The sequence below is a fragment of the Acinetobacter sp. HZNU-JH01 genome (assembly GCF_037996845.1).
GTDB lineage: Bacteria > Pseudomonadota > Gammaproteobacteria > Pseudomonadales > Moraxellaceae > Acinetobacter > Acinetobacter haemolyticus.
This window is the reverse complement of record NZ_JBBMZX010000001.1, coordinates 991,950-1,015,593: the sequence shown is the minus strand read 5'-3', so window position 1 is coordinate 1,015,593 and position 23,644 is coordinate 991,950. Positions and strand designations below refer to the sequence as shown.

At 38.9% G+C, this 23,644-nt stretch carries 24 protein-coding genes; 15 read left to right on the top strand and 9 right to left on the bottom strand.

The features are described from left to right. The first annotated feature begins 188 nt into the window (after positions 1–188). On the top strand, positions 189–3,281 hold the full coding sequence (locus AAC851_RS04810; protein ID WP_134252744.1) for a DNA translocase FtsK: 3,093 nt from the start codon (positions 189–191) through the stop codon (positions 3,279–3,281). A 138-nt stretch (positions 3,282–3,419) separates the two neighbouring features. Beyond that, the gene (gene rhtC / locus AAC851_RS04805; protein WP_005081559.1) at positions 3,420–4,037 is read left to right on the top strand and encodes a threonine export protein RhtC; all 618 of its coding nucleotides are present in this window, start codon (positions 3,420–3,422) and stop codon (positions 4,035–4,037) included. 39 nt (positions 4,038–4,076) lie between these two features. Here rhtC and AAC851_RS04800 read toward each other — a convergent pair whose 3' ends face one another. The 6 genes from AAC851_RS04800 to AAC851_RS04775 all read right to left on the bottom strand — a co-directional run bounded on the left by AAC851_RS04800 (position 4,077) and on the right by AAC851_RS04775 (position 8,454). Further along, positions 4,077–4,364 carry a PA4642 family protein gene (locus tag AAC851_RS04800; RefSeq protein WP_004638195.1) on the bottom strand — a complete coding sequence of 96 codons (288 nt, stop codon included), beginning with the start codon at positions 4,362–4,364 and terminating at the stop codon, positions 4,077–4,079. 122 nt (positions 4,365–4,486) lie between these two features. Continuing rightward, complete coding sequence (minE, locus tag AAC851_RS04795) at positions 4,487–4,759, bottom strand: cell division topological specificity factor MinE (RefSeq protein ID WP_004663449.1); 273 nt, start codon at positions 4,757–4,759, stop codon at positions 4,487–4,489. 2 nt (positions 4,760–4,761) lie between these two features. Continuing rightward, positions 4,762–5,574, bottom strand: a complete 813-nt coding sequence (gene minD / locus AAC851_RS04790; RefSeq protein ID WP_005081560.1) for a septum site-determining protein MinD — start codon at positions 5,572–5,574, stop codon at positions 4,762–4,764. Positions 5,575–5,633: 59 nt separating this feature from the next. Next, entirely contained in the window at positions 5,634–6,353 is a 720-nt protein-coding gene (minC, locus tag AAC851_RS04785) for a septum site-determining protein MinC (RefSeq protein ID WP_005081563.1), read from the bottom strand. A gap of 106 nt (positions 6,354–6,459) precedes the next feature. After that, positions 6,460–7,518: a preprotein translocase subunit SecA gene (locus tag AAC851_RS04780; RefSeq protein ID WP_340600585.1), complete on the bottom strand. Its 1,059-nt coding sequence runs from the start codon at positions 7,516–7,518 to the stop codon at positions 6,460–6,462. 3 nt (positions 7,519–7,521) lie between these two features. Further along, positions 7,522–8,454 carry an acyltransferase gene (locus tag AAC851_RS04775; protein ID WP_340600584.1) on the bottom strand — a complete coding sequence of 311 codons (933 nt, stop codon included), beginning with the start codon at positions 8,452–8,454 and terminating at the stop codon, positions 7,522–7,524. A gap of 392 nt (positions 8,455–8,846) precedes the next feature. Here AAC851_RS04775 and AAC851_RS04770 point away from each other — a divergent pair, with 392 nt between their 5' ends. From AAC851_RS04770 to AAC851_RS04715, 12 genes are all read left to right on the top strand, one after another. Beyond that, entirely contained in the window at positions 8,847–9,500 is a 654-nt protein-coding gene (locus AAC851_RS04770) for an OmpA family protein (protein ID WP_017396750.1), read from the top strand. A 198-nt stretch (positions 9,501–9,698) separates the two neighbouring features. Next, positions 9,699–11,738, top strand: coding sequence for a DNA helicase Rep (rep, locus tag AAC851_RS04765; protein ID WP_004638202.1), 2,040 nt, complete (start codon positions 9,699–9,701; stop codon positions 11,736–11,738). A gap of 23 nt (positions 11,739–11,761) precedes the next feature. Next, positions 11,762–12,214, top strand: a complete 453-nt coding sequence (gene dut / locus AAC851_RS04760; RefSeq protein WP_004638203.1) for a dUTP diphosphatase — start codon at positions 11,762–11,764, stop codon at positions 12,212–12,214. A gap of 191 nt (positions 12,215–12,405) precedes the next feature. Next, positions 12,406–13,824, top strand: a complete 1,419-nt coding sequence (locus AAC851_RS04755; protein ID WP_075316020.1) for a phosphomannomutase/phosphoglucomutase — start codon at positions 12,406–12,408, stop codon at positions 13,822–13,824. A gap of 13 nt (positions 13,825–13,837) precedes the next feature. Then, complete coding sequence (argB, locus tag AAC851_RS04750) at positions 13,838–14,737, top strand: acetylglutamate kinase (RefSeq protein ID WP_004638205.1); 900 nt, start codon at positions 13,838–13,840, stop codon at positions 14,735–14,737. 107 nt (positions 14,738–14,844) lie between these two features. Then, positions 14,845–15,465, top strand: a complete 621-nt coding sequence (locus tag AAC851_RS04745; RefSeq protein WP_340600583.1) for a hypothetical protein — start codon at positions 14,845–14,847, stop codon at positions 15,463–15,465. Positions 15,466–15,641: 176 nt separating this feature from the next. Beyond that, positions 15,642–15,950, top strand: coding sequence for a hypothetical protein (locus AAC851_RS04740; RefSeq protein ID WP_004638206.1), 309 nt, complete (start codon positions 15,642–15,644; stop codon positions 15,948–15,950). Positions 15,951–16,072: 122 nt separating this feature from the next. Continuing rightward, positions 16,073–16,849, top strand: a complete 777-nt coding sequence (locus tag AAC851_RS04735) for a GNAT family N-acetyltransferase (RefSeq protein WP_005081577.1) — start codon at positions 16,073–16,075, stop codon at positions 16,847–16,849. Between the two features lie 100 nt (positions 16,850–16,949). Beyond that, positions 16,950–17,798 carry a class II glutamine amidotransferase gene (locus AAC851_RS04730; RefSeq protein ID WP_340600582.1) on the top strand — a complete coding sequence of 283 codons (849 nt, stop codon included), beginning with the start codon at positions 16,950–16,952 and terminating at the stop codon, positions 17,796–17,798. A gap of 274 nt (positions 17,799–18,072) precedes the next feature. After that, a complete protein-coding gene (locus AAC851_RS04725; protein ID WP_008940857.1) occupies positions 18,073–18,528 on the top strand; it encodes a bacteriohemerythrin in 456 nt (151 codons plus the stop codon). 249 nt (positions 18,529–18,777) lie between these two features. Then, positions 18,778–19,860 (top strand): hypothetical protein, encoded by a 1,083-nt coding sequence (locus AAC851_RS04720; RefSeq protein WP_340600581.1) that lies wholly within the window; start codon positions 18,778–18,780, stop codon positions 19,858–19,860. Beyond that, complete coding sequence (locus AAC851_RS04715; protein WP_340600580.1) at positions 19,860–20,180, top strand: RnfH family protein; 321 nt, start codon at positions 19,860–19,862, stop codon at positions 20,178–20,180. The genes AAC851_RS04720 and AAC851_RS04715 overlap by 1 nt, the downstream gene beginning before the upstream one ends. 56 nt (positions 20,181–20,236) lie before the next feature. Here AAC851_RS04715 and AAC851_RS04710 read toward each other — a convergent pair whose 3' ends face one another. Further along, the gene (locus tag AAC851_RS04710) at positions 20,237–20,635 is read right to left on the bottom strand and encodes an outer membrane protein assembly factor BamE (RefSeq protein ID WP_004638212.1); all 399 of its coding nucleotides are present in this window, start codon (positions 20,633–20,635) and stop codon (positions 20,237–20,239) included. Between the two features lie 111 nt (positions 20,636–20,746). Here AAC851_RS04710 and fur point away from each other — a divergent pair, with 111 nt between their 5' ends. Further along, a complete protein-coding gene (gene fur / locus AAC851_RS04705; protein WP_340600579.1) occupies positions 20,747–21,184 on the top strand; it encodes a ferric iron uptake transcriptional regulator in 438 nt (145 codons plus the stop codon). A 149-nt stretch (positions 21,185–21,333) separates the two neighbouring features. On the opposite strand, the gene AAC851_RS04700 is transcribed toward fur, so the two are convergent. Beyond that, entirely contained in the window at positions 21,334–22,452 is a 1,119-nt protein-coding gene (locus tag AAC851_RS04700; RefSeq protein WP_005081584.1) for a PilT/PilU family type 4a pilus ATPase, read from the bottom strand. 28 nt (positions 22,453–22,480) lie between these two features. After that, the gene (locus AAC851_RS04695) at positions 22,481–23,518 is read right to left on the bottom strand and encodes a type IV pilus twitching motility protein PilT (protein WP_004638216.1); all 1,038 of its coding nucleotides are present in this window, start codon (positions 23,516–23,518) and stop codon (positions 22,481–22,483) included. Positions 23,519–23,644 lie beyond the last annotated feature (126 nt).

Below are 23,644 nucleotides of genomic sequence, written 5' to 3'. Positions count from 1 at the left end.
TTCTGACGAGCAGATTATTGCAAAAATACGTGTCGGAAATGTGAATAGCTCCCGATGTTAACAACAACAGTAAACAATCGTGCATCTTTTTTGTAAGAACGAGTGCATAATATTAGACTTATTGATTAGGGCTGTTATGGCCTTAAGTAATATACCAACAAATAACGAATTGGGTTACAGGACTGTATATGACTGCGGTGTCAAGTGTTTATGCACAACGCTTTTTAATGACATTATTTTTGATTTCTTTTGGCATTTATTTATTTCTTGCCACAGTAACCTATACACCATTTGATCCAGGCTGGATGCATATATCCAGTGACACTCAACATGTTTCAAATGCAAGTGGTGTGGCGGGTGCTTGGATCGCAGATTTACTCTTTGGTTTCTTAGGCTGGGCGAGTTTGTTACTTCCATTGTTTCTATTCATAGAAGCGATACAAGTTTGGTGGCCGAGAAGCTTTTTGAACCGCCCATTTCGTTACGCAGCACAGTTTTTCCTAATTCTGTCCATCTCTAGCCTTCTGTATTTATATTGGAATACACCTGCTGACACTTTAGATAATGCTGCTGGAGGGATTATTGGTTATGAGTTGGGGCAGAGTTTATCGCAAACTTTGACTATCTACGGGGCAACCTTATTCTTATTGGTTTTTAGTGTCATATTGTTGACCTTAGCGTTTGGGATCCAATGGGGCAAAACATGGAGTGTATTGAAAAAAACGCCTGTGTATTTGCAGGATTTGTTTTACCGAAATGTTCCTCAAAATGAATCTGCGTATGACCGAACGGAGCAATTGGCTACAATTGGTAAGACTGAGACAAGTACGCTCACCAATAATGCTATAGATTCAGCGGCGTTAGAATCTGATCAAACTATCAACAATAATGATGCAGACATGATTGTTGATCAGTCAATAAAAACAGATGATCGTCATCAACAGCTTGCTGAAAGATTATTTGCAGATGTTGCTGCAAAAGAATTAGGGCAGCAGCATGTTCAACCCCAACAAGAGCCACAAAATGAAGATTTTGAACAAACCCTGCAACGTGCACATCAATTGGAAACAGAGAGTCAGCGCTTGATTCAGACAGGTGAAGTGTGGCGTGCATTACAAAGTGATGATGCGAATCATAAACAAGAAATTGATGCGCTTCTCAGGGCTGCTGAAGATGATATGAATCCTGCTGCTGAACTTTCTGCACAACCACAAACAAGACCAGTCATTCAGCAAAGTCATCATCAGGGATTAGATTGGAACGATGATCAAATTTTTGATGAGTTACTTGCTGCTGTGCCGAATAGTAAGACAGCAACAGATGCGCATACGCCATTTACACAACAAGAAACTTTTTCAAATAATACAAGCTCTCATATTGATGAAGTTGAGTTTGATCATGAAATCAATGCACTAATTACTGAGTCTGAAAACGTAACAGTAGCAATGCCTCATAGCGCTCCTGTGCAAAACACAATTCAAGATGATAAGCATGTTGTAGCAGGAGAGGATTTCGATGATTTTAATGATCTTCTTGTCGATGAAGATGGTGAAAAATCAGTTTCTCAAGCAACAAGTTACGCACAATCATCTGCATTTGTAAAAGCACCGATCGATGTAAATAAGCCGAAAGAGGCGTTATCTAAAGAAGCCTTTATTGAAGCTTGGCAGGAAACTGCGGGTAAAACTGAGTCTGATTTAGATGTCGATATGGATGACTTTGATCTCGATGCGCCATTAACAGATGCTTTTGGGCGTCCTATGTCGCGTGCGATGCAAGTGGCACAAAAAAGACGTGATCTTCCAACATTACCAGGTTTAGAATTGCTGGATGAGGTTGATCCAAATAAAAAAGTAAACTTTACTGCCGAGCAATTGGCTCGTTTGTCTGAGCTGCTAGAAATTAAATTACAAGAATTTAATGTTAAGGCTCAGGTGGTTGAAGCTCAACCTGGTCCAGTCGTAACACGTTTTGAGCTTGATTTGGCGCCCGGTGTTAAAGCATCTAAGGTTACTAATATTTCTCGTGATTTGGCGCGTTCAATGTCGATGGCATCGGTACGGGTTGTAGAAGTCATTCCAGGCAAACCTTATATTGGCATTGAGGTTCCAAACAGCACGCGTGAAATGGTGCGTTTGATTGAATTATTGACGATTCCTGCTTTTACCGATCCGAATAGCATGCTTTCTATGGCAATGGGTAAAGACATCTCAGGTAATCCTGTTATTGCAGATTTGGGTAAAGCACCACATATGTTGGTTGCGGGAACCACAGGTTCAGGTAAATCTGTTGCGGTTAACTCGATGATTTTATCGATGTTATTGAAATATACACCAGACCAACTGCGCTTGATTCTTATCGACCCAAAACAGCTTGAATTAGCCAACTACAACGACATTCCACACTTATTAACACCTGTTGTAACTGATATGAAAGATGCTGTCAGTGCATTGAACTGGTGTGTTAATGAAATGGAACGTCGCTATAAATTGATGTCATTCTTGAAAATTCGTAAATTGAGTGACTATAACCGTAAGGTTGAAGAAGCGATTGCCAATGGTGAGGATTTGATTGATCCGACTTGGAAGCCGAGTGATTCTGCAACTCAAGAACGTGCCCCACGTTTAACTCCATTGCCATCCATTGTGATCGTTGCTGATGAGTTTGCAGATATGATTATGCAGGTGGGTAAAAAGGCTGAAGAAATGATTACCCGTCTTGCACAAAAATCTCGTGCAGCTGGTATTCATTTACTGCTTGCGACTCAGCGACCATCTGTAGACGTGATTACGGGTTTGATTAAGGCGAATATTCCTACACGTGTTGCCTTGCGTGTGAACAGTAAAATTGACTCACGTACGATTTTGGATGCAGGTGGGGCAGAAGACCTGCTTGGGCATGGTGATATGTTGTTCTTGGGCCCTGGTAAAATTGAACCTGAACGTGTTCACGGGGCATTTATCAGTGATGATGAAGTGAACCGTATTTGTGATGCATGGCGTGAGCGTGGTGAACCAGACTACGTCGATGAAATCTTAACACCATTTGATGAAGAACCAAGTTCTCGTGGTTTTGAAGATGGTGATGGAGATCCAAATCGAGATGCATTGTATGATCAGTGTGTTTCGTTTGTCCTTGAAACGCGTAAAGCTTCGACTTCATCGTTACAACGTAAATTTAGCTTAGGATATAACCGTGCAGCGCGTATTATCGACCAAATGGAAGAGAATGGGATTGTTAGCGCGATGGGTGCAAATGGAAAGCGAGATATTTTAGTGTGATTTTATTTTAATGATAATAATCCACTATGAAAGCCTCAGTTTTGAGGCTTTCTTTTTTATATTTGTTTATTTTTATATGGTAAAAATCACATTTTTTATTTAAGCTTGGCCTTTAAAATCTCAACTTTGAGGTGAGCCGTGTTAGTTGCATTGAGTACACTAATTTTTATTCATTTTTGTGCATTAATTACGCCAGGGCCAGATTTCTTTTTGGTTTCGCAAACTGCAATTAGCCGTTCTCGAAAAGAGGCGGTGCTGGTGGTATTGGGTATTTGTATCGGCGCAATGCTCTGGTCGCTTCTTGCTTTGATGGGGCTCAATATCATCTTTGAAAAAATGGCTTGGCTGAAACAAGGTCTTTTAATCGCAGGTGGTTTATATCTGTGCTGGCTTGGTTATCAGATGCTACGTTCTGCTTTTTCTAAAAATAATCAAACAATAAATCCAATTACCCTACCACAATCCCCATATTTGTTTTTTATGAAAGGTTTGTTGACTAATCTTTCAAATCCGAAAGCCATTATTTATTTCGGTAGTGTATTTTCTTTATTTTTAACCAATCCCTTATTTGATCAACATCATTCTCTGCTTTTTATCATTGTTTCAGTTGAGACAGCCTTGTGGTTTACGCTGGTTGCTTTTGTTTTCTCATTACCAGCATTTCGCACTGCTTATCAAAACTTTGCCAAATGGATTGATGGTGTCTCAGGTGGAATTTTCACGCTGTTGGGTGTCTACTTGATTGGAAGTCGATAGTTTTAATAAAAAAATGCCTGCATGATGCAGGCATTTTTTTTAAGCAAATTTTGCCAAAACTTCTAGGAATCCATCTTTTTGGCGAGGAAATTGTGCAATCACATCATGAATGCGTTGTCCTTCAGGATTGGTAGCGTTCAAATCACGACCATCAGCTAAAAACTTGACAATCAAACGCTCATAATCATTTGGACGCATATGTTTGAATGCATGATAAAGCACATGAAAGTCAGCATTTACACCCGTTGGAGGAAGTTGGTTAAGGTAGGCAAAAACACGCTCATCTGACCATTCTTCATTGAAAGTTGCTGGCTGTGATAATGCCATATCAATCTCCTCAGTTTTAAAATAATAAAGGCAAAATACGAGGCTGGATTTGCAAAGCAACGCTTTGCTCAGCTGCAAGGTATTTTGCCTTTATTTACAAAAAATCGCTAATGAAAAAACTTCTATCGATCTTCAGGTAAATTGATATTCATTTCTAACATTTCGATGTTTGCTTCTGAGCGGACTTGCATTTGAATATGTTGCTCATCTACACCACGCACATAGCGACTAACGACTTGCATGATTTCTTTTTTCATTTGGTCGATTTTGTCTTGGCTTAAACGACGACCTAAACCTTGTTCAGATGCAACGATCACCTTTAAACGGTCTTTAGCAGTTTGTGCACTTGATGGTTTTTCATCACTACTAAATAATTTACTCCAGAATCCTGCCATCATTACGCTCCAAATAGTCTAGCTAACCAACCTTTTGGCTGTACTTCAATGTGTCGATAAGGACGTTCTTCACCGAGGAAACGCGCCACTAAATCATCATACGCTTGACCCGCTTTTTCTTCTGAATAAAGAATAACAGGTTTACCTTCATTTGATGCTTGAAGTACGCTTGGGCATTCTGGAATGACACCTAATGTTGGTACACGTAGGATATCTTTGGAAATGTCATCAATTGTCAACATTTCTTGTCGATCGGCACGTTCAGGGTTAAAGCGTGTAATACATAAATGCTTACGGATTCGCCCTTCATTTTGTTCAACTTTTTTGGTTTTGCTATCTAGCATACCAATAATACGATCTGAGTCACGAACCGATGAAATCTCAGGGTTGGTTACGATGATCGCCTCATCTGCATGATACATGGCTAAAATTGCACCACGCTCAATACCAGCAGGTGAGTCACAGATGATGTAATCAAACTCTTGCGATAGTTCATCAATGACACGTGCGACACCTTCATCACTTAAAGCATCTTTATCACGTGTTTGTGAAGCTGGCAGAATGTATAGGTTTTCAATTTCTTTGTCACGGATGAGCGCTTGTTGCAAGCGAGCTTCATTATTGATGACATTTACAAAATCATAAACTACACGGCGTTCGCAGCCCATGATCAAATCAAGATTACGTAGACCTACATCAAAATCAATCACAACAGTTTTATGACCACGTAGGGCTAAACCTGTTGCAAAAGATGCGCTTGTTGTAGTTTTACCTACACCACCTTTGCCTGACGTTACGACAACAATTTTGGCCACCGAATCCACTCCTATTTATGGTCATACACCCCTGAAAGGGCTTTTTTGGTGTTTATAAATTAAAACTGCAAGGCTTCGAATTCAAGCTCTTGCTTGTTATTTAAATAAATATGTACTGGCTTTCGAATCATATCTTTAGGAATATCATCTGCCACACAATAGGTCCCTGCAATAGAAACCAATTCTGCTTCAAGCGAATTGCAAAAAATGCGTGCTGACGTATGTCCACCTGCACCAGCAATGACTCTACCACGAGCATTACCATAGATGTGAATATTTCCAGACGCAATCACTTCTGAACCACTGTTCATGCCTGCATTTAATATAATATCGCCTTGATCTTGTACTAAACATTGTCCAGTACGCAAAATCTCATCATGATAAGAGGTGATTTGCGCGCTAGCTGTATTTTTTTGTGGTGTTTGTATTGCAGCATTATCTGGAACATCTTTGGCTTGATGAGCAATGACTTGCTCTTTCGATGCTTTGATACGCTGTAAAGGCTGGTCAGCAGGTAAAACAGGGAATTGAATGGCGCGTGCTTCATCACCTAAAACTCCGTCAATGACCGCCATAGGTTGTAAGCCAAGATCAATCAGGAGTTGAATGAGTGCAATCAGCTCTTGCTCAACGGTGCTGTCTATAATGACCAAAGTTCCTAAATAGGAACCTTCATTTAATGTGCTTGTTAATTGCTGTCGGATCGCATTGTGGTCATTTGTGTCGAATACCAATCGACTAAAATTCACCATTCTGCCCGTAATCCGTATATCAGCCATAATGTATCCTTCAGGGCTTTTAAGCACTCTAGTGTGTTATAAATAAAAGCAAATGCTAGAACAAATTACATCAATTCTCTAGCGTGATTAGTAAATTTTCTTGTAATCATTCCGTTTTTTTGTGCAATTGATCATTTTCAGAGAGCATTTCCTGCCATTGTTTTACTTGAACTTGTTTTTGTATTGCATCAATACTTTCAAAAACTACTGATTTGACTAGCTCTTCTAAATGTTGGTTATCAATATTGATCTCACTGACCTTTTTAGCAATCAGTTGGAAATTTTCATTGGGTTGTTGTGGTGAACCCGCAGTGAAAGGTTCAATTAAGCCAGCACTGATGTTTTCGCCCAAACGCTGTCCAATACTTTGGATTTGTTGCTCTATACGTCCACCAACGATTGGGATTAGTCTCAACAACTGTGTCAACTCTGGTGTATCTTCAATGGCTTGATTCACAATTTCGCCTACTTTCTTTTTAATCACGGGTTGCTGCTGTTGTAGTGCAGTTGCAAGTGATTCTTGTAGTAAAGAAGAAAGGGTGGTGACAAAGAGCTGTCGGTGATGATCGACGAGGTTGTGAATGGTGTTTTGATGACTGTTATTGGTTTTTAACTCATGTTTTACACCATCAAGAACGGTCAGTACCACTCGGTCAGATAGCTCCTCCATGACGACACGATAGTAAAATAAAAGTGTACGCTGTATTTTTTCTGGAATGACTTGATAACCCATTTCATATAAACGATAGGCAATAACTCCTGCACGAAATAATCTTAAAAAACGTAGAAATGGAATAATCGCCAAGATTTCATAAAAATGTATGAATGGAAACCACCACCAGCGTGCATGATGTTTATAGATAATAGCAACAATCCAGCGAACCACTAATTCAGCGATGAGGAAAATAATAAACCATGCTTCGGTGGTAATGACCCAAGGGTGCAGATAGCTTCGGTAGAATTCAAGAACATTGGGAAGGTGGATTTGTTGAAATAACCACTCTCCCAATGAACTCATCAGAAACAGGTTCATACCTAAGCAGAATAAGTTAAACACAATAATAAACACCATAAAGATGTCATAGATCAGAAACAATCGGAAAGCCCAACTGTTTTGATCAACACGATGGTATTTAGACTTGGGTTTTGTATTCTGTTGAACCATCTTTTACTCAACCTGTGATGCTGCGGAGTATTTTGCTTTCATTTCACTAATGAGTTGGTCTTTTTCTGTCCATATTTGGTCAACCCATTTTTGGAAACGTTCGCGGTATTGTGGATCATCTTCGTAATCACCGCCGATTACCCATTGAGGAATTTCAATTTTACGAATATCTACAGCAATACGGGAAACATCACCTAACCAAAAATCACTATATTCAGGTGCACCATCTGGATAAACAATAGTCATATCGACGAATGCATCAATTTGATCACCTAATATATTTAAAGCAAGTGCTAAACCACCAGCTTTAGGTTTGAGTAGGTTTTTATATTTGGATTGTTGTTTATCGTGCTTTTCAGGTGTAAATCGCGTGCCTTCTAAATAGTTGAGTAGGGTAAAAGGCTGACTTAATAGCTGTTCACAAGCTTTACGTGCTTCGAGCATATCTCTCGATTTTAGTTCAGGATTTTTTGCGATTTGCTCTTTGGTATGACGTTTCATCATTGGGAAGCCTAGAATTTTAAAAGCTTGACCAACGAAAGGAATGAAAATGAGTTCCCATTTTGTGAAGAAGCGTGTTAGGGGCATACGAGTTAAACCAAAATATTGATTCACTGTTGTATCAACCCAGCTTTGATGATTACAAATCATCAAGTAACGTCCTTGTAAATTAAGGTCTAGGTTTTCATCTATACTGATATCCCAATGTAAATCAGGTAATACATTGTCAATTAACCAATTATTTACACCTAACCAGCTATTGGTAATTTGGATATTGGTTTCATCGACTTTTGCTGACTTCTTAAACAATTTTGTCAAACCTAAAGCAAGTACAGGTGGACCATGTAAGAAAGTGCTTCCTGTGATGACTGAGCCAACAGTTAATCCCTTACCAATTTTTTGCAAAAAGGATGCTTTTTTATTTGCGGTAGACATAAATCGAACCTTGAGTGCAGCTGTTTTTGAAAAGAAGATGTTCCAACTATAAACAACAGAAATTGAAATACAACCGTATATTTGACGAAGTGACAATTTTTATATCTTTCTTTGGTTTAGTTGGGTTAGGCAAGTATCCATCAGGGGTATAAGACTGAAATATGAATACATCATAAGTTATACAATTACATCGAAGCGATTTGATAGCATTTATAAATAAGTACGAGAGAATAACAATGGAGAAAATGTGGTGCTTTATGCAAGTAAAATGCATCAAAGTATTACAAAAATATAAATAAACCGTTTATTATTAACAAAATATCAATGGTGCGCTATTATTTTTTCATTCATTATTCACCGAGACAACAAAATACATAGACAGGAGCTACGCAATGCGTGCATTAATGATTTCAACACTCGTAGGGGCTGGATTGGTTCTTTCTGGTTGCCAAACTACAGGTAATAATATTGGCGGCGTAGAATATGATAAAGCTGCTTTAGGCGCATTGATTGGTGCTGCTGCAGGTTATGGCGTTTCTAAAGGAAATGCAAACACAAGTAAGCAAAATAACCGTGCTGCGGCAATTGGTGCGGTGCTTGGTGGTGCTGGCGGTTTATATCTTGACAATAAAGAGAAAAAACTTCGTCAACAAATGCAGGGTACTGGTGTAGATGTTGGTCGTAATCCAGATGGTTCTGTTCAATTGATTATGCCTGGTAGCATTACATTTGATACAAATAAATCAAACATCAAGCCTAACTTCTATGCAACTTTAAACAAAGTCGCTCAAGTTTTAGGTGAAGATAACCAAAGCGCGATTTTGGTGACTGGTTATACAGACAATACAGGTAATGACTCAATTAACATTCCTTTGTCACAAGCACGTGCCCAATCAGTTAAGAACTACTTAGCTGGTAAAGGTATTGCTTCAAATCGTATTGATGCACAAGGTTATGGTTCATCAAACCCAATCGCAGACAACAGTACTGCTGCTGGTCGTGAACAAAACCGTCGTGTTGAAATCAGCATCTATGCAAAACAATAATTAGTTTTGACTAATTTAAAACCACCTTCGGGTGGTTTTTTTATGTGAAAAAAATACCGACGACAAGCTGCGGCGCTTCAATTGGATGAATCATCATAATTTATACATATCCCAAGATTTATTATTGGGATTATAAAAAAGAGATGTCTATAATTGTGCTCGGAAAATCAGGCTCGGAAACGAGAGAGGAATTACAAGATGTCATCTGCCAGTCAATTGAATGACAAACAACTTGAAGCCATGAAGTATGTTCAGGGGCCATTGTTGGTGCTTGCAGGTGCAGGTTCGGGTAAAACTTCAGTGATTACACGCAAAATTGCATTTTTAGTGCAACAGTGTGGAATCCCTGCTTATCGAATTACAGCGATGACCTTTACCAATAAAGCTGCACGTGAAATGAAAGAACGTGTGGGTAAACTACTGTCGCGTGAAGAAGCCAAAGGATTATCAGTTTCAACCTTTCATACCTTTGGCTTGAATTTATTACGTTTAGAATTAAAAAACTTACCGCTTAAAGCTAATTTTTCTATTTTAGATGCAGATGACTGTAAACGCATTTTGATGGACTTGATGCAGCGAGATAATATGTCTGGTGCAGAAAGTAAAGAATTGATTGCGAAGGCCATGAAGAAAATTTCAGATTGGAAAAATGATCTGATCTTGCCAGAGCAAGCACATTCAACTTGTGAAACTGTAGAAGATGTACAGCTTGCGCATCTGTATCAATTATATGAACGTAATTTGCGTGCCTATAACGCGGTTGATTTTGATGATCTGATTGTGATGCCAACGCGTTTATTACAGGAAAATGCGGAAGTACGGGACAAATGGCAAAATCGTGTTCGTTATTTATTGGTCGATGAGTATCAAGATACCAACACAGCACAATATACTTTAGTCAAACTTTTGGTCGGTGTCATGGGGCAGTTCACTGCGGTTGGGGATGATGACCAGTCCATCTATGCTTGGCGTGGTGCAAAGCCTGAAAATATGGCGTTATTGAAAGATGACTTCCATAATTTAAAAGTGATTAAGCTTGAACAAAACTATCGTTCGACCAGTCGAATTTTAAAAGCGGCGAATGCTGTAATCGAAAACAACCCTCATATCTTTGATAAAAAGTTATGGAGTGACAAAGGGCATGGCGAAAATATTCGTGTCATCACGTGTTTAAATGATGATGATGAAGCAGAACGCGTTGTGAAAGATTTGATCACGCATAAGTTGATGAATGGCAAAAACTGGAAAGACTACGCAATTTTGTATCGTGGTAATTTCCAAGCACGTGTATTAGAAACACAACTACGTCAAATGCAGATCCCATATAAATTGTCTGGTGGTCAGTCATTCTTTGCTCGAGCTGAAATTAAAGATGTGATGAGCTATTTACGCTTAATCATTAACCCTGAGGACGATAGTGCATTTTTACGTATCATTAATACGCCAAAACGTGCAATTGGTCCTGTCACTTTAGAAAAGCTGGGATTATTTGCGCAAGAAAATACTTTATCGTTGTTAACGGCTTCATCAGATCAGCGTTTATCGATGGTCTTACCAAAGAAAGCGGCAACACAATTACACGAGTTTGCTGATTTTATTGCAACTTTCACCCGTGAACTTCTCGATGATGATGAGCCTGTTCCTAAAGTTCGTCAGATGATCAATGAAGCTGGCTATATTGATTACGTTCGTGAGCAGGCGGCGACCCCTGCACAAGAAAAAACCAAAATCGACAATATCGAAAGTCTCTATACCAGTATTCAAAATTTGATTAATCGTACTGATGACGTAGATGAGAAGAACATCGAGAGTGTGATTCGCAAACTGGTGTTGCTCGATATGTTGGAGCAACAGCAGGAAGAGGAAGATACGGATAAGGTCAACTTATTAACGCTCCATGCAGCCAAAGGTTTGGAATTTCCATATGTTTATATGATTGGTTTAGAAGAAGAGCTTCTACCGCATAAGAACTCGATTGCTTCAGAAACTATTGAAGAAGAGCGCCGTTTGATGTACGTGGGGATTACCCGTGCCCGTCAAGGCTTAACCTTGACCTTGGCAGAGCAACGTAAAAATGGTGGTCAAATGCGTCAAATGACGCCAAGTCGTTTCTTGGATGAATTGCCCCAAGATGATTTGGAATGGCATGGGCGTAAAAAGAAACTTGCTCCGAATGTAGATCCAAAAGAGCAAGCACAGCAGTATCTTGCCAACTTAAAAGCTTTATTGAAACGTTAAAAAATTGTAAATAGGAAGATGGAATGAAAGTCCAAGTTAAAGTATTAGATGCGCGTTTAGGTCAAGAGTGGGCAATGCCAGCATACGCAACTCATGGTTCAGCTGGTTTAGATTTACGTGCATGTTTGGATGAAGCGATTGAGATTGCTGCGGGAGAAACGGTTTTAGTTAAAACTGGATTGGCAATTTATATTGAAGATCCAAACTTTGCAGGTCTAATTTTGCCGCGTTCAGGCTTGGGTCATAAGCATGGTATTGTTTTAGGGAACTTGGTCGGTTTAATTGATTCTGACTATCAAGGTGAACTGATGGTATCTGTCTGGAATCGTGGACAGACGACTTTCCGTTTAGAGCCTGGTGAACGTTTAGCACAATACGTACTGGTTCCAGTCGTACAGGCTGAATTTGAACAAGTGAATGAATTTGTTGCGACTGAACGAGGCGCGGGTGGTTTCGGTCATACAGGCCAACAGTAATTTGTCGTACTTATCACTTAAAATGCAATGCTTTGTCCAAAAGCATTGCATTTTTCATATTGATTGTTCTGTAGTTTTGTATTACAAAGCAGCTGACCAACTATTTTAATTTTTCTCAACAAGAGTTAGTGAATTTCTTAATAGTATTTTGTTTCTGCAATAATTTTGATATATAAAAATAGGGACTTATTGTGAACATAAAACATAAATTTCCTCTGAATATTTTTCGTGCTTATGATATCCGTGGAAAACTGACTAATCTTACCCCCACGATTATTCGTTCAATTGCTGTAGCTTTGGCAGCACAATATATCGAAGCTGGCCAAAAGCAAATCGTAATAGGGTACGATGCGCGTTTAACTAGCCCAACCTATGCCAATATTATTCAACAGATATTTGAGCATCAGGGATTGGAAGTCATTAACATCGGCTGTTGTTCAACACCGATGATGTACTATATCGCACGAGATTATGCTGGTAATGGCATTATGGTGACAGCCAGTCATAATCCTAAGTCTGACAATGGCATTAAATGGATTTTAAAAGGCGAGCCACCAAGTCCTGAAGCGATACAACAGGTTGGCTTATATGCTGAAGGTTTCACTGATCAAGTAATCGAACTCCCAAATTTAGACCATTTCCATAAAATCATTCCCCAGTATTGTTTAAAGTATCAGCAAGCTTTGCTCAGTGATATTCAGTTATCTCAGCCTTTGAAAGTTGTTTTAGATGGTTTACATGGCTCCGCTGGTCGCTGTGCAAAGTCTGTTTTAGAGAAGTTGGGATGTGACGTTATCGCATTGCGTTGTGAGGCGAACGGACACTTTCCTGATCATGCACCAGATCCATCACATGCTGAGCATTTAAAACAATTACAGCAGGCGATTATTTCTGAAAATGCGGATCTAGGGATTGCATTGGATGGTGATGGGGATCGTGTGGTGTTACTTGATGAGCAAGCACACATCATTAGTCCTGATCGCTTATTGTCGTTATTTGCTCAGATGTGTTTGCAGCAGCATCCGCATAAAGAAATTGTCTTCGATGTAAAGTGTTCGCGGATGGTGGCAGATACGGTGGAACAACTTAACGGACAAGCTAAAATGATCCGTACAGGTAGCAGCTTCCTGCGCTCATATTTGTCACAATCGAATGGTAATGCTGTATTTGGTGGAGAATACGCAGGCCATTATGTCTTTAATGATGGACGTGGTTTTGGCTATGATGATGGATTATATGCAGCATTACGAGTGATGGAATATTTGGGTCAATCTGAGGCAAGATGTTTATCTGAGTTATTGGCTGCTTTTCCAGAACGTTATTGCACAGAAGATATTTACATCAGCACACACAATGCTTCACCGCAACAAGTTTTAAATAACATTGAGATTATCAGTCATCGTTTGGCCGCACGATTAAGTAAAATTGATGGGGTAAGGCTTGATTTTGACGATGGTTTTGGCATTATTCGAGCATCCAATACGGGTGAATACTTTACCGTTCGTTTTGATGCAGATCATCCAGATCGGTTAGTTGAAATTCGCCAGAAGTTTATTTCTATGTTGCAGGATCAATATCCACAAATTGCACAAGAACTCGCACAGTCTTAAGAAGGAGAGATTCATGCCACACGAGCATATCGGCATTGATAAAGCAAAAATTTTGATTGAAGCTTTGCCGTATATCCAACGCTTTGCTGGTAAAACGTTGGTCGTTAAATATGGCGGCAATGCCATGACCGATCCAGAGTTGGAAAGTTCATTTGCTCGTGACATTGTGTTGTTGAAGACTGTTGGATTAAATCCTATCGTCGTGCATGGTGGTGGACCTCAAGTTGACTCGCTGTTAAAGCGTCTTGGACAAGAATCTGATCGTATTGATGGAATGCGTGTGACTGACCAAGCAACGATGGAAGTTGTTGAAATGGTGTTAGGTGGCAGCGTAAATAAATCGATTGTGAACTTGATTAATCAGCATGGTGGTCGTGCGATTGGTTTGACTGGTAAAGATGGTAATTTACTGCGTGCCCGTAAGTTGTTGATGGAAAAACAGGAAGCGGATGGCTCAGTTTCTCAAATCGATTTAGGGATGGTTGGTGAAGTCACCGGTGTAAAAACAGATGTATTAGAAATGTTTACGCAAGGTGATTTTATTCCCGTGATTGCACCTCTAGGGGTGGATGAAGAGGGAAATACCTACAATATCAATGCTGATTTAGTTGCGGGTAAGGTGGCTGAAGCGCTAAGTGCAGAAAAGCTGATTTTATTGACCAATATCACAGGGGTATTGGATGAAAATAAAAACTTATTGACAGGATTAACCACACAAGAAGTTGATCGCTTGATTGAAACAGGTGTGATTTATGGTGGCATGATTCCTAAAGTCGGCTGTGCATTAGATGCGGTCAAAGGTGGGGTTGTGAGTGCTCATATTGTAGATGGACGTGTGCCACATGCAACGCTTTTGGAAATCTTTACAGATCATGGGGTCGGGACTTTGATTACCAATCGGGCGAAACATTAAAATACCATATAAAAAAATAAGACCTGCTATATAGCAGGTCTTATTTTTTTATATGGTATGATATTTATTTAATATTAAATAAATAATCTAATACGTACGGAAAAATTATGTTTTTTAAGAAAAGAATATTAGCTATTTTAGTTGTAAGTAGTTTATTAGTTGCTTGCGGTGGAGGCGGTGGTGCATCTACTGGAAATAATAATAATCAGATTGTTGAAAAGGGTGTTTCGGTAAAAACGATTAAAGAAATATCATTTCGCCCAGAATTATCAGAGTATTCAGTAAGTCTAGATAAAATTATTGCATATGATCAATCTTTAGCGACTTTAAATATTGTAAATAGATTGACTGCATCGACAGTCAGAATTCCGTTATCTGATTCAGCTGAAGTGATAAAGTTAAGTCCAAATGGTAAAAGGGCAATTGTTATTCATCCAAACCACATCTCATATATTGATTTGGAAAAAGGTCAATTGCTTAAAACTTTCCCAAATGAAGGACCATATACGGATGGATTTCTTACAGATCAAGGGATTGGCTTCTTTTTAGGTGTTAAAGATAGCCAAGCTTCTAGTAAAGGTGTGGTAAAGCTTGATTTAAATAATGGGGTGAAAGATATCCAGTTAGATTCCAATAATTTTGGATTCTTTTCGGAGTTAAAAGGAATTTATTCAGAAAAACCAATAAAATTATCTTTACGTACTTTGGTGTTAGTCCGCGAGATTTAATTAGTATAAATCTTGATAAGAATTCTACAAATGCAATCTCAACCAAGGATTCTCCATATCATGGCGATTATCCAATTGGGGGGAAGTTATTCTTTGACCAAAAACATGAGTATGTTTACAGCAGTGAAGGAACCTATTTTTATACGGCAAACTTGAACTATGGTGGAAGAATAAAAATGTTGCAAGATACATTTATTATTTCATTGATTCAAGATAAGTCTGTTAGTGATTTAAGAGTGTTGCCAGCCGTATATGGGACTTGGGAGCAGGAATTGTACTCTTATGTACCAGGTTATTTGAAATATTCGGGTTATGGTTATGGTGTTGTCACAGCTTATAATTTACCAGAGATTAATGGTGTTCAAAGCTATGGTATGAAATTGTTCCAAACAGTAGATAATAAAACATTAGCATTGGTTCAGATCGGTTCTAGTTTACCTTACGCTGCTAATTTAAAATATTATATTTTAACTTTGCAAGATTGATATTAAGTACATAGGCCTATAGGTATATCCTATAGGCTTGCTGTCACTATCTCTTCATTTTTCATTCACTAAAGTGTCATTAATACGATTTAAGGTAATTCTAGTCATAAGGAGCTTTCATTATGCTAGAAAAATTAAACCAATATCGTCATACACTGACACTACCATTGCGTCAAAAACCAGCTCAAAATCAATTTCGATTTGAATGGGTTGATAATTTAAAAGAATTACAAGAAGTACAACGTTTTAGAGCAACACAATTTAGCCATCAATTTGGCATGTCATTTGAAGATGGATTGGATCAAGATCTTTATGATTTTGGTTGTGAACACGCGGTATTACGTGAAAAATGGACGGGTGAAATTGTTGCTTATACGCGACTAAAACTATTCCAAGGCTATGAGATTGGGCAAAGCTATAGTGCTCAAGAATTTGAAATCGTTCCTCATTTGTCTCATCTACCAAGTGTCTTGGAAATTGGACGAACGTGTGTCCACCCAAAGTTTCGTTCTGGTAAAGCATTATCGACTCTGTGGCTAAATCTGGTGCCAAAGGTGCTTTGGTCGATGCGTGCAAAATATTTGATGGGTTGTGTAAGTATCCATCTCGAAGATAATACAGCTCGTGCCTATTACACCCATCGTCAAATTCAACAACTGGCAGATCATCAAACAATTGATATCCGTTCTAAACGAGCATTTGAGCCTGAACGCCCAGATTTTAGTTTTCCGCAAGACGAGCGTATGCCGAAACTGTTCCAAACCTATTTGGGGATGCAATCTAAGCTTTCTAAAGAAGCATTTTATGATGAACATTTTAAATGCTTAGATTATTTTGTATTTTTAGAGGTGAATAAGATTGCAACGTCTTTCGTTATGAACAAGATGGTGCAACGATAAGTGCATATCGCTCTCAATCCTATAGTGAGCACATATTCAGATTTACAAGCGATCTATACCTCATGCACAATAGGTGTAGATGTTATAAAGTTAAAAAGATATGTGCCAACTATTAGGAATGAATTGCGCCACACCCACAGATATCACTTTTTCATTTCGTGGATTTTCTCAGCGAGCTGGGGTGACTTCTGATCATAGTGATGGCTTCGGTATCGCTTTTTTTGAAGATAAAGCGTGCCGCTTGTTCGTAGATAATCAGTCGGCAGTCGAATCGCCAATAGCCGACTTGGTTCGAAACTATCCAATAAAATCACGTAATGTGATTGCGCATATTCGTAAAGCGACACAAGGCAAAATCACATTAGAAAATTCACATCCCTTTTTGCGAGAGCTATGGGGGAGACATTGGATTTTTGCTCATAATGGGGATTTGTATGATTTTAATCCTCATTTGAGTGGTCGGTTTGAACCCGTAGGAAATACCGATAGTGAACTTGCGTTTTGTTATTTATTGGATCAAATGGTTGAGACCTTTGGATATACTGAGCCAAGTTTAGATGACTTGTTTGTGCTCTTAGAGCGTATTTCGCCTCAAATTGCTGAACATGGGACTTTTAATTTTTGCTTGTCCAACGGACAGGCATTGTTTAGTTATGCAACCACTAAACTTCATTGGTTGGTACGTGAATATCCTTTTCAAAATGCACATTTGATTGATTTAGATGTTGAAGTGGATTTTAGTGAGGTGACGACCCCTGATGATCGAGTTGCGGTGATTACCACTGAACCGTTGACCCATAATGAAACATGGACAGCATTTCAAGCAGGTGAAATGATTTTATTTCAGCATGGTAAACCGATTAAACATGCTTTAACACGTGTGGATAGACTTATCCGTGAAGCTGAAAATCCAGCATTAAAACGAATAACCAAAGCAGATCTTTATTAATCACCATTTATTTGAGTGATTTGATATTTATTACTCGGTTATAACCGAGTAATTTAGTTAGTTTTTTTAATAAAATTATATAGATATGTAACATAATTGGTTAAAAAATACTTGAGTGTTTTAATTGGTGAAAAAATTAAAATAAATATAAAACAAGGGGTTAATTTATTTAGTTGAAAAATATATGAAATCTGACAAAAACGCTTTGTTTTTATTTTATATTTTTGCCGATATTATGTTCTTATTCAATCAATAACATTGATTTTGGGGGATTATGGGGATGAAATGGTCTGTGGATTATAATACAGGTATAGAAGTCATTGATGAGCAGCATCGTCGTATCCTTGATTATATTAATCAAATCGATGAGTTAAAGCATTGCAATGATCGCGTAAAAATTAAAGAAGTTCTCAATAATATTATTGATTATACGCAGTCTCATTTTACTTTCGAAGAAAGCTTACAAGAAGAAGCGAATTATAAATATCGTGTACCACATAAACGCGTACATGATTTATTTATCAAAAAGATAGAAGTATATCGAGAGCGCTTTGAATTGGGGCATGAAATTGAAGCTGAGCTGCATGAGGCTTTATCTAAATGGTTAATCAATCATATTCGTCATGATGATGCCGATTATGTGGGGGCCGTAAAGGAAAATATGCTTGGAATTATTAAGGAAAATGAAAAGAAAAAAGGCAAAAACTGGTTTGCTCGTTTTTTCTCATAACAATAAGATAATAACAAAGGCCCCCTTAATGAGAGAAAAATAATAAGGCCAATATGAGTGAAAATAAGGGGGCTAATTAAATCTAATAATAAATCATGCGCAGCAAATCATCGTTAAGGTGGTTTGCTTTTTCTTTCGATATCTTTTGTTTTGATTTTCAAGCTTGAGAAAGGCAAAATAGATTGAATATTTCATTGTAAGCTCCATAAAGAACTGCAATGAGTTCAAATATTTTTCAAGGATTGCATTATGCAGGACACAACTCTGTCACGCTGGTTTGCTCCAGTGATGGCGTTTTGCTTATCTTTTGTCATGATTACCACATTAGCGCCGACAGTGGGTATCCAGATTGATCGTCAACTGGATTTTTGGCTGTTATGGTTAGGAACAATGTTTTTATTAGCATTGCCGATTGGTTATTTAGAGATTGCTTTAGCAAAAAGATCACAAACAACTGCATTGCAGGCACTCTCCGCATTAACACGTGACGCAGATGCTTCACCACGATGGCGTGTTGTTGGGTGGTTAGCAGTTGTTTTTGTTCCATTCTTTGCAGGTAGTGTTTTAACGACAGCAAGTGGTATGGTCAATCAACATGTTGCAGCGGAGCTTTCTAGCCAAATCATTTTTGCTATTTTGGCTGTAATTGCATTTGGCCTTTCTTTTGTTCCTCGTCAATGGTTACTTGCATTGACAGCGCTTAGTGTGGTTGCAGCATTTATCCTTGCAAACGTAGTGGGGACTGAGCTACCAGCATGGTATTGGACGAGTGTTGAGTTCAAAGAGTGGGGCAATGCAACTGTTCTTGCTTTAGTGGCAAGTGGCTTGGGATTGGGCTTATATTGGCAAAGTAGTTTGTCTGAAGTGAAGAAACAATCTGCTGCGACCACTGCTGTATTACCTATTTGGATCGCACAATTATTAGCAGTTATTGCATTTGGATTTTTCTCAGTTCAAGCACAAATCCCTGCTTTAGTTTGGGTATTGGTAGCTATTGTTTCCTCTGCGTTGCTGATACAACTCGCTAAAGAACAATTGGCACAGCGCCAACTTGCTTTAGTCATCCAATGGGCAGTCATTATTGCAGCGATTGCGGTTTGGTTTGTGCCACAATTACAGCAGTTCTTTAATCTTGGGTTGATGCTATGGGGCTTAGTAATTTGTTTGATTTACGCTGTTTTCGCTGGTTGGGTGATGAAGATCAGCCATCTACGTAAAGCAATGGGATTTAGTAATGAGCTATTTTATAATTTATGGCGTATAGCAGTACGTTTAGTATTGCCGATCTCTATTGTTATCGCCATGATTGCAGTCATTGGGCAAATTATATAATGGAACAGCTTAGACAGGTTTGGGTTGCGTATGCGACACCAGAACAGCAATTTCATATTGCAGTCGATTTCATCGATGGAATGACTGCAATCGATGCAATTGAGAACAGTGAACTGGCTCATGCAGTTGTCTTACCTGAACCTTTGCAACTTGGCATTTTTGGCGTGAAGGCTGAAACAAGCACATTATTACAAGTCGGTGACCGCGTAGAAATCTATAGGGCATTAACCATTAACCCCAAAGATATTCGGCGTAAACGTGCAGCACAGAATCCCGTGGGACGATTTATAAAAGGCAATCGTTTCAAGCAATCAAGCTGATAAATAAAACCCCTCATGAATGATTCGATGAGGGGTTTTATTTTATGGTGAAGCCGTTATAGTGGAGGTGCAGTTAAGATCGCTTCTTTCGATGCTGGTAGACCAGGTTGTGATTCTGGGATGGTGTCTAAACCTTCGATACGTTCAACATTGCCGTTTGCATCAAAGTAAATTTGTAGATGTTGTCCATGCGCAGCAGGAATTTTTGCTTTTTTTGCATAAGTGCCTGGGATATAGTTGTAGATGTAGTCCCAACGTTGCGGATTCAGAGGGTCTGAAATTGTTGGACTGCCTAACAAGAAACGGACTTGCTGAAAGCTCATGCCGACCTGTACTTGTGCTGCTTGTGCCTTGGTTAAGGGCGTTCCTTGTGGAATGTCAACTTTATAAACACCGAAGACTGAACAACCGCTTAGTACTGAAGTGACGAATAACGTCAGCATGATTTTTTGCATTTTGCTACACTATCCTGATAAATGATGATGCATTTGATCCAAGGATAGATCATACTGCATCTAAACTCTATTTCCTATTCCAACTTAAGATTTGTTGAGAGACCTTTTTTCATGCCTATTTCCAATCAAGACTTACGCAAAGCTGGACTTAAAGTCACCCTTCCTCGTATTAAGATTTTGGAATTATTAGAAAATTCAAAACAACACCATTTAAGTGCAGAAGATATTTATAAAACTTTGCTTGAACAAGGTGAAGACGTAGGTTTAGCAACGGTTTACCGAGTGTTAACACAATTTGAATCTGCTGGGATTATTCAGCGTCACCATTTTGAAAATAATCATTCTGTTTTTGAGATCATGCAAGAAGATCATCATGATCATTTGGTTTGCCTGAACTGTAACAAAGTAATTGAATTTACGAATGATATTATCGAAAGTGAGCAACATGCGGTTGCCGATCAGCATGGTTTCACGCTTACTGGACATTCTCTCAATCTTTATGGCTATTGTAACGATAATGAATGCCAAGAGGCTTATCGTAAAAAATAAGCACAATTTCGTTAAAAATGAATAGCTTCACTAAATGTGAACAATTAAAAAAGGAAGGTTACAAAAACCTTCCTTTTTTAATCCCTCCCAACCTCCCTTTTTCAAAGGGAGGAGTACCCCTCTTTGATAAAGAGGGGCTAGGGGAGATTTTATTGACCATCAAAGGTAATGTTACGGCTCGCATTCAATAATTGATCGGCACCTTCTTCAGATAACTTGATGGTGAGACGTAAGTCATTTGGTGAGTCTGCATGTTTAAGCGCATCTTTGTAAGTGATTTGTCCCGCTTTATAGAGGTCAAATAGGGCTTGGTCAAAGGTTTGCATACCCAATTCACGAGAGCGTTTCATCAGATCTTTGATCTCATGGATTTCACCTTTACGAATATAGTCAGCCAATAAAGGAGTATTGATCAAAATTTCAATCGCAGCACGACGTGAATTTCCATCAGGTGTTGGGATCAATTGTTGCGCGACCAATGCCTTTAAGTTAAGTGACAGATCCATATACAACTGACTATGACGATCGGCTTCGAAGAAGTGAATAATACGATCTAGGGCTTGGTTGGCATTGTTGGCGTGAAGCGTTGCCAAGACCAAGTGACCTGTTTCAGCAAAGGCGATCGCATAGTCCATGGTTTCGCGTGAACGAATCTCACCAATCAAAATAACATCTGGCGCCTGACGAAGTGTATTTTTTAATGCAACTTCAAAAGATTCAGTATCAATCCCGACTTCACGTTGCGTGACGATACACCCCGCATGTTGATGCACAAATTCAATCGGATCTTCGATGGTGATAATGTGTCCTTTGGAATTGTGATTACGATAACCAATCATTGAAGCGAGGGAAGTAGATTTACCTGTACCTGTTGCGCCAACAAAGATAATAATGCCACGTTTGGTCATAGCAAGTTCTTTGAGTACTTCAGGCAGTTTTAAATCGTCCATACTCGGAATATGGGTTTCGATTTTACGTAAAATCATCCCAGGCATATCGCGTTGCTGAAAAGCACTGACACGAAAACGCGCTGTTTTTTCACGGTTAGTAATGGCGAAGTTACACTCACGTGTATCTGCAAATTCTTTACGTTGCTTGTCACTCATAATTGAATTGACAAGTTGCCCCACAATTTCAGCAGATAATTTAGTTTTAGAAACAGGTACAATTTGCCCGTTAATTTTCATAGATGGTTCAACATCAGCAGTGATAAATAAATCAGATGCGTTTTGTTGAATCATCAAATTGAGTAAATCATTAAAATCCATATGTTTTCTCTAATCTGTTTTATATTTTTTATAGGAATGATTCTGGTTGCTTTGCAACTGTACGTGCGGTTTGTGGACTAATAAGACCTTTAGATACCAGACTTTTTAGACTTTGATCTAAAGTCGTCATGCCATAGTTCGCTCCCGTTTGGATCGCAGAATACATTTGTGCGACTTTGTTTTCACGGACGAGGTTACGGATCGCAGGAATCCCGATCATGATTTCATGTGCTGCCACACGACCGCCGCCATTCTTTTTCAATAAGGTTTGAGAAATTACCGCTTGTAATGATTCTGAGAGCATGGCACGAACCATGTCTTTTTCCTCGGCTGGGAATACGTCGATGACACGGTCGATGGTTTTTGCTGCTGAGGTGGTATGCAGTGTACCAAATACAAGGTGACCTGTTTCCGCTGCGGTGAGTGCAAGGCGAATGGTCTCTAAGTCACGCATCTCACCGACTAGAATAATGTCAGGGTCTTCACGCAGTGCAGAACGTAATGCTTCGTTAAAACCATGGGTATCACGATGCACTTCACGTTGGTTAATCAGGCATTTTTTTGATTGGTGTACAAATTCGATTGGATCTTCAACCGTTAGGATATGGTCGTAACGATTTTCATTGATGTAATCAATCATTGCTGCGAGAGTTGTCGATTTACCCGAACCTGTAGGTCCAGTAACCAATACGATTCCTCGCGGATAATCACAAATTTCTTTGAAAATTGTGCCTAAACCCAAGTCTTCCATGGTTAAAACCTTGGATGGAATGGTACGGAATACGGCACCCGCACCACGGTTTTGGTTGAATGCGTTGACACGGAAACGTGCGATATTGGGTACTTCAAAAGAGAAGTCAGTTTCAAGATCTTCCTCAAAATCACGACGTTGCTTATCGTTCATGATGTCATAAACAAGACGATGGACATCTTTATGCTCTAGAGCTGGTAGATTAATTCGGCGAACCTCACCATCTACACGAATCATAGGTGGCATTCCCGCCGAAAGGTGTAAATCCGATGCACCATTTTTTACTGAAAAGGCGAGTAATTCTGTGATATCCATAATTTCCCCGAAACAATCAAAAGTAATTCATTATTTTGTAGAATAATATAAGACTTTCCCCGAAGCTTACCAAGACTTCTGATTGTGGTTATACAAAAAAAGATGTCGTGAATGAGAACTGTGTCA